Origin of the sequence: Corallococcus llansteffanensis (genome assembly GCF_003612055.1) — a bacterium.
Lineage (GTDB): Bacteria > Myxococcota > Myxococcia > Myxococcales > Myxococcaceae > Corallococcus > Corallococcus llansteffanensis.
Genome location: NZ_RAWB01000558.1, coordinates 1 through 6,539, shown reverse-complemented (window position 1 = coordinate 6,539; position 6,539 = coordinate 1). Strand labels below are relative to the sequence as shown.

Below are 6,539 nucleotides of genomic sequence, written 5' to 3'. Positions count from 1 at the left end.
GCCTGGGAGGACGCGGGCGACGGCAGGTCCGAGAAGTCCATGCCGGGCGAGGGCGGCAGGGCGAAGGGGTCCTCGCCCGAGGTGGGCAGGCTGCCCAGGTCGTAGGCCCCGGGGCCGGACTCGGGCGGCGGGGGCAGGGCGAACGGGTCGGCGTCGGGGACGGACGCCTGGGCGTAGTCGGACGGCGGCGGCAGGCCGAACGGATCCGCCTCGGGCTCGGAGGAGGGCGGCGCCATCGCGAAGGCGTCCGCCGGGGGCTCGGAGCCGTAGCCGAAGGTCTGGGGATGCGACGCCGCGGGCCCGTGCGCGTTGGACGGGTCGTTGATGTCGAAGGTGAACGCGTCCTCCGCCGGAGCGGGGACGGGGGCGGCGTCCTGCTCCGCGAAGTCGAAGTCGGGCGTGCTGCCGAAGTCGGATCCGGCTTCGACCGGAGCGCTGACGGGCGCCTCGGAGAAGTCGAAGTCGCGCGCGGTGCTGGCCGGCTCCTGCGAACCGTAGGCAACGGGCTCGCGGTAGGCGTCGGTGGGGACGGGGATCCTGACGACGCGGGTCACGTCCTCGCGCTCGGTGAAGTCACCGGTGTCGAGCGAGGAGAACTCGCCGCTGCCCACCTCGGCGAAGTCGTCTTCGGCGGCCATGGACGCGGCGGCCTGGGGCGGCTCGGCGCCCATGTCGAAGCTGAACGAGTCCTCGGGGAGGGGCACCGGCGACGCGGGCCCCGCGTCGAGCGAGATGGCCCGGGGCGCGGCGACCCCCGGAGAGGCGGACGGGGTGCTCGGGAACTCGTCGTCGAAGGAGAACGGATCCTCCGATGGGACGGGCGGCGCCGAACTGCCGGGCAGGGGGATGGCGGCGGAGCGCGAGGCGGTCGCACCGGGGAGCGGGATGGCCGATGACGCTGGAGCCGCGCCGAGCGCGATGGCGGCGAGCGGGACGGCGCCGCCGGGCAGGGGGATGGCGGCGGACTGCGGCGCGGCGCTGCCCGGGAGCGGAATCGCGGCGGACCGAGGCGCGGCGCTGCCCGGGAGCGGGATGGCGGAGGCCGAGGGACCGGCGCCCATCGGCATGGCGGCGGACTTCGGCGCCGTGTTGCCCGGGAGCGGGATGGCGGAGGCCGACGGGCCGGCGCTCATCGGGATGGCGGCCGACTGCGGCGCGGCACTGCCGGGGAGCGGGATCGCGGCGGCGCGCGGCGCCGTGTTGCCTGGAAGCGGGATGGCGGCGGTCGACGGGCCAGCGCCCATCGGGATCGCCGCGGCCTGCGGTGCGGCACTGCCGGGAAGCGGGATGGCGGCGGACTGTGGCGCGGCGCTGCCCGGGAGCGGAATGGCCGCCGACTGTGGCGCGGCACTGCCGGGGAGCGGAATCGCGGCGGCGCGCGGCGCGGCACTGCCGGGCAGGGGGATGGCGGCGGCCTGGGGCGCGGCGCTGCCCGGGAGCGGAATGGCCGCCGACTGCGGCGCGGCACTACCGGGAAGCGGAATGGCGGCGGACCGCGGCGCGGCGCTACCAGGAAGAGGGATGGCGGCGGACTGCGGCGCGGCACTGCCCGGAAGCGGAATGGCAGCCGACTGCGGCGCGGCGCTGCCCGGGAGCGGGATCGCGGCGGCCTGGGGCGCGGCATAGGCCGGAGCCGGAATGGCGGCGGCCTGGGGCGCCGTGGAGGGCGCGGCTTCGGGCGCCTCGCTGCTCACGCCATCGGCCTTGATGGGGAACGTGGTCTGGCACCGGGCACACTTGAGCTTCGCGCCCCCGGGCGGGATCCGCCTGTCATCGATGTTGTAATTCGTCTGGCACGACGGGCAGGAGACTTTCATTGTTTTCCTTCGACGAGACCGGCTGGCGCGCGCACGCGCAGCAATGAATGGGCGGTGCGATGGTCCGCGCGGCGCGTGCAGGCTAGCAGAGGCGTTTCAAGCCCGGAAAGAACGCGCCCCCGGGCGGAGAGTCGTCACCCGGGCGGGCAGGAGGCCGGGCGCCCGCCCCTACCGACAGTGTGCGTTCGTTTTCCAGCCCCCCGGACGAGGTGGTAGACCCGGCGCCGCATGGATCCCATCGTCATCCTGGGGGCCGGCCTCGCGGGCCTGTCCACCGCGCATTTCCTCAAGCGCCCCTGGCGCCTCATCGAGAAGTCGGACCGGGTCGGCGGCCTCATCAAGACCGAGGTCATCGACGGGTGTTACTTCGACCCCACCGGTCACTGGCTCCACCTGCGCGACCCGGAGATCCAGGAGCTGGTCAACACGCTCTGGCTGCCTGAGCAGATGGTCCGCATCCAGCGTCGGGCCGCGGTGTTCTCGCGCAGCACCTTCACGCGCTTCCCCTACCAGGTGAACACCCACGGGCTGCCGCCGGACGTCGTCGCGGAGAACCTCGTCGGCTACGTGGAGGCCCTCTACGGCGAGAAGGGCCGCGCCCTGCGTGAGCGCGAGCCCGTCAACTTCGAGGAGTTCATCCTCCGCTACATGGGCGAGGGCTTCGCGAAGAACTTCATGCTGCCCTACAACCAGAAGCTGTGGACCGTGCACCCGCGCGAGATGTCCGCCGCCTGGGTGGGCCGCTTCGTGCCGCGCCCCAGCCTCAAGGAGGTTGTTGACGGGGCGCTCGGCGCCGGCAGCGACCAGTTGGGCTACAACGCGTCGTTCCTGTACCCGCGCGAGGGCGGCATCGAGAGCCTGGCGCGCGCCATGAAACAGCACCTGCGCGGCGGCGAGCTGAGCGTCCACACCGAGCCCGTCTCCATCGACTGGAAGGCGAAGCAGGTCGTGCTGTCGGACGGGCGCACGCAGGGCTACTCGGGCCTCGTGTCCTCCATCGCGCTGCCGACCCTGGTGCAGCTGATCGCGCGCGGCGCCGCCGGGGTCCCGGAGGAGGTGCAGGCCGCGGCGAAGCGGCTGCGGGCCTTCACCGTCACGTACGTGTGCGTGGGCGCGAAGGGCGCGAACCGCCAGCCCTGGCATTGGATCTACCTGCCGGAGCCGGAGTTCAAGTCGTACCGCATCGGGTCGCCGTCGGCGGTGTACGCGCCCCTGGCCCCTCCGGACACGGCCAGCTTCTCCGTCGAGTTCAGCCACCACGGCGAGCTGTCCCTGGCGGACGCGCAACGGCACGCGGTGGAGGACCTGCTGCGCTCGCAGATGATCCACTCGAAGGACGACGTCCTCTTCGCCCAGGCGCGGGAGATCCCCAACGCGTACGTCCTCTACGACGACGCCTACGGTCCCGCGAAGGCGGAGGTGGCCCGCTTCCTGGAACACGCGGGCATCCTCACCGCCGGGCGCTATGGCCAGTGGGAGTACTCGTCCATGGAGGATGCCATCCTGGGCGGGCGGGCCTGTGCCCGGACGCTGAACGGCTGACGCAAGGGGTCATCTCCCTGTCGACGGGTGGGTTGGGGCCGTGCTAGGCCCCAGGCCTACCTTTCGCATCCCGGACCCATGGCCCTGCACCTCTCCGTCGTCATCCCCGTCTACAACGAGGAATCCATCATCGCCCAGGCAGCCGAAGAGCTGCGTCAGGGGCTGGATGCTCGCGGGCTCGACTACGAAATCATCTTCGCGGAGAACGGCTCGCGGGACGCGACGCCCCGGATCCTGGAAGAGCTGTGCTCCAAGAACCCGCGCCTGCGCTGGTTCCACTCGGAGACGCCCAACTACGGCGTGGCGCTCAAGGCCGGCATCCTCAAGGCCCGGGGCACCTACGTGGTGTGCGATGAGATCGACCTCTGCGACCTGACCTTCTACGACTCGGCGCTGCCCCGGCTGGAGCGGGGCGAGGCGGACATGGTCGTGGGCTCCAAGGCCGCCAAGGGCTCAAGCGACGAGCGCCCCTTGGTCCGCCGCGCGGCCACGCGGGTGCACAACAAGCTCTTGCGCGTGGCGCTGGGCTTCCAGGGCACCGACACGCACGGGCTGAAGGCGTTCCGTCGTGAGGCGCTGCTGCCCGTCATCCAGAAGTGCGTGGTGGACATGGACGTGTTCGCCAGCGAGTTCGTCATCCGCGCGTGGCGCGAGGGGCTCAACGTGATGGAGATCCCCATCCAGCTCCACGAGAAGCGCCAGCCGTCCATCCACCTGTTCCGGCGCGTGCCCAACGTGCTGAAGAACGTGGGCAAGCTGTTCTACGTCATCCGCATCCGCGGGACCTGAAGAGGGAGCGCTCCATGTCCGCGGCGCGGCTGGCGTCCATCTCCGTCGACCTGGATTCGCTGCCGCACTACTGCCGGATCCACGGGCTGCCCGAGTCGCTGCTGGATGAGCGCGCCCGCACGCTGATCCACCGCGTGGCGGTGCCCCGCTTCCGCGACCTGCTGGCCTCCGTCGGCGCGCCCGGGACGTTCTTCGCCATCGGCGAGGACCTGGAGTCGGATCCCGGCGCGGCGAACGGCATGCGGCAGGCCCACGTGGCGGGCATCGAGGTGGCAAGCCACAGCCATGCCCATGACTACGCGCTGACGCGACGCGGTCCCGAAGCCATCGGCGAGGACCTGGCGCGCGCGGACGCGGCCATCCTGAAGGCCACGGGCGTGCGGCCCTCGGGCTTCCGCGCGCCCGGCTACACGCTGAACGCGGACCTGTACGCGGCCACCGTGGCGCAGGGGTACCGGTATGGCTCCTCCGCGTTCCCGGCCGCGCCGTACTACGCGGCGAAGGCGGCGGTGATGGGGGCGCTCGCGGTGCTGGGACGGCCCTCGCGCTCCGTGCTGGATACGCCCCGCGTGCTGCTGGCTCCGCGCGTGCCGTATCGGCCGGATCCGGCGCGGCCGTACCGGCGGGGCTCGGGCGCGGTGCTGGAGCTGCCGATGACGGTGACGCCGGTGGTGCGCTTCCCGTTCATCGGCACCTTCGCGGCCACGCTGCCTCGCGGCACGATGCGCGCCGCCTACCGTGCGTGCCGGGCGGATGCCTTCTTCAACTTCGAATTGCACGGCGTGGACGTGCTCGACGCGGCGGATGGCATCCCGCCGGAGCTCGTGCGCCAGCAACGCGACCTGCGCGTGAGCGCCGCGAAGAAGCAGGAGCGGCTGCGCAGCGTGTTCCAGTGGCTGAAGGACGACTTCGACGTCGTCACCCTGCGCGACGCGGCGGGGCAGCTCTCCGCGACGCTCTGAGCACCCGGGGCACGGGCATTCGCCGTGCGACCTGGCGAACGGATTCACGGCACCGCGTTGATCAGCGCGCGGACTTCAGGGCCTTCCAGTCCGCCTCGGCCTGATCCGCGTACGCCTGCGCGAAGGCGGTGAGCCGCTTCGTGGCTTCGGCGGTGTCACCACCCAGCCAGGCCTCCAGGCGCGTGGCCTGTTCGCGCGTGTTGCCGTGGGCGCGGGCCAGCACCACGCCCGCCTGTTCGAAGGTGGACCGCAGCGCCTTCTTCTTCGCGAGCGCGGCGTCGTCCAGCTTGTTCTTCTCCGGCTCCACCTCGCGCACGAGGAACGCCCGGCCGCCCATGCTCACCGCGCCCGTGAGCGGGTTCGCGTCTCCGGCCAGCGCCTGCTGCGCCTTCACGACACCCTCGCCGTTCGCGGGGACCGGCGGCGACGTCACCCCGGACGCGAGCAGCTCCTTCAACTCCAGCAGCACGGGCGGTGCCTTCGGATCCGCCGCGCCCACGAGCACGTAGTCGCGCTCCAGGCCGTAGCTGCTGCCACCCGCGTCCAGTCGCTCGGCGAGGTCCAGCACCCGCAGGGGGACCGCCACGCCCTCGGAGCCCTGGAGCGACTTCTCATACGAGGCCAGCGCCGCGCGCACCGCGCCCTTCCGCGCCGCGTCCAGGGGCTTGAGCGTGTCCGTGTGGAGGAAGTGCGGGCCCTTCGCGCCGTCGAGCTTCACGTACTTCGTCAGCAGGTCCTTCGCGGACGTGTCGCGCGCCTGGTCGATGAGGTCCTTCACCGGCCCGGACGATTCCTTCTTCGTCAGGAAGGCCCCCGGGTTCGCATCCCCGTCCGCCAGCAACTCCAGCGTCTGGAAGTAGCCCTCCGCGAGCGCCTTCACCGCCGAGGCCTGCTCCGCGGACGACAGGCCCGCCTCGCGCGCGGTGAGCACCGCGCTGGCGGCCAGCCGCGTGAGGTCCGCCTCCGGCGACGCCGTGCCCGCCTGGTCGAAGTCGTTGAGCCCCCACACCGCCTTGCCCTCCGGTCCCCGGAAGGTGCCCAGGTTGCCCACGTGGGCGTCACCCACCACGAGGATGTCCGGGGCCGGCCGGTCCACCAGCTTCGCGGCCTGCGCGTACGGGCCCCGCAGGTCCGCGTGGAAGAGGGAGGGCATGGCGCGGAACATCGCCGCGGGGCTCTCGCGCATCATCGCGAGCTTCTCTTTCAAGCGCGCGGGCGGCAGCTCCAACCGCGCGTTGAAGTCGCGCACGAAGGCCACCGCCCGGGCGGGCTCCCGCGCGAGGCCGGCCGGGGCGGATCGCGCCAGCACCGGGGCGTTCGCGACCACGGGGTTTCCGGCCCGTGACGAAGGGGCCTGGGCCTGGAAGTCGCTGGCGGAGGACGCCGTCCGTCCCGCGGTCGTGGCGCCAGCGGAGGCGAGCGTCAGCAT

General features: G+C 72.5%; 5 protein-coding genes. 3 read left to right on the top strand and 2 right to left on the bottom strand.

All coding sequences use genetic code 11. The features are described 5' to 3' along the window. The coding region (locus D7V93_RS44635; RefSeq protein WP_208723257.1) for a zinc-ribbon domain-containing protein at nt 1-1,817 on the bottom strand (1,817 nt) is incomplete at its 3' end. A 228-nt stretch (nt 1,818-2,045) separates the two neighbouring features. Between D7V93_RS44635 and D7V93_RS34955 the strand changes: the two genes are divergently transcribed. The 3 genes from D7V93_RS34955 to D7V93_RS34945 all read left to right on the top strand — a co-directional run bounded on the left by D7V93_RS34955 (nt 2,046) and on the right by D7V93_RS34945 (nt 5,110). After that, a complete protein-coding gene (locus D7V93_RS34955; protein ID WP_120647498.1) occupies nt 2,046-3,359 on the top strand; it encodes a protoporphyrinogen/coproporphyrinogen oxidase in 1,314 nt (437 codons plus the stop codon). A 78-nt stretch (nt 3,360-3,437) separates the two neighbouring features. Further along, nucleotides 3,438-4,148 (top strand): glycosyltransferase family 2 protein, encoded by a 711-nt coding sequence (locus tag D7V93_RS34950; protein WP_120647497.1) that lies wholly within the window; start codon nt 3,438-3,440, stop codon nt 4,146-4,148. A gap of 14 nt (nt 4,149-4,162) precedes the next feature. Further along, entirely contained in the window at nt 4,163-5,110 is a 948-nt protein-coding gene (locus D7V93_RS34945; RefSeq protein WP_120647496.1) for a polysaccharide deacetylase family protein, read from the top strand. Nucleotides 5,111-5,171: 61 nt separating this feature from the next. Here D7V93_RS34945 and D7V93_RS34940 read toward each other — a convergent pair. Next, on the bottom strand, nt 5,172-6,539 hold a 1,368-nt coding region (locus D7V93_RS34940; protein WP_120647495.1), incomplete at its 5' end, for a DUF2252 family protein.

What these genes read in the sequence shown, in the direction of transcription:
- D7V93_RS34955 (WP_120647498.1), top strand. Translation starts at nt 2,046, where the DNA reads ATGGATCCCATCGTCATCCTGGGGGCCGGCCTCGCGGGCCTGTCCACC.
- D7V93_RS34950 (WP_120647497.1), top strand. Translation starts at nt 3,438, where the DNA reads ATGGCCCTGCACCTCTCCGTCGTCATCCCCGTCTACAACGAGGAATCC.
- D7V93_RS34945 (WP_120647496.1), top strand. Translation starts at nt 4,163, where the DNA reads ATGTCCGCGGCGCGGCTGGCGTCCATCTCCGTCGACCTGGATTCGCTG.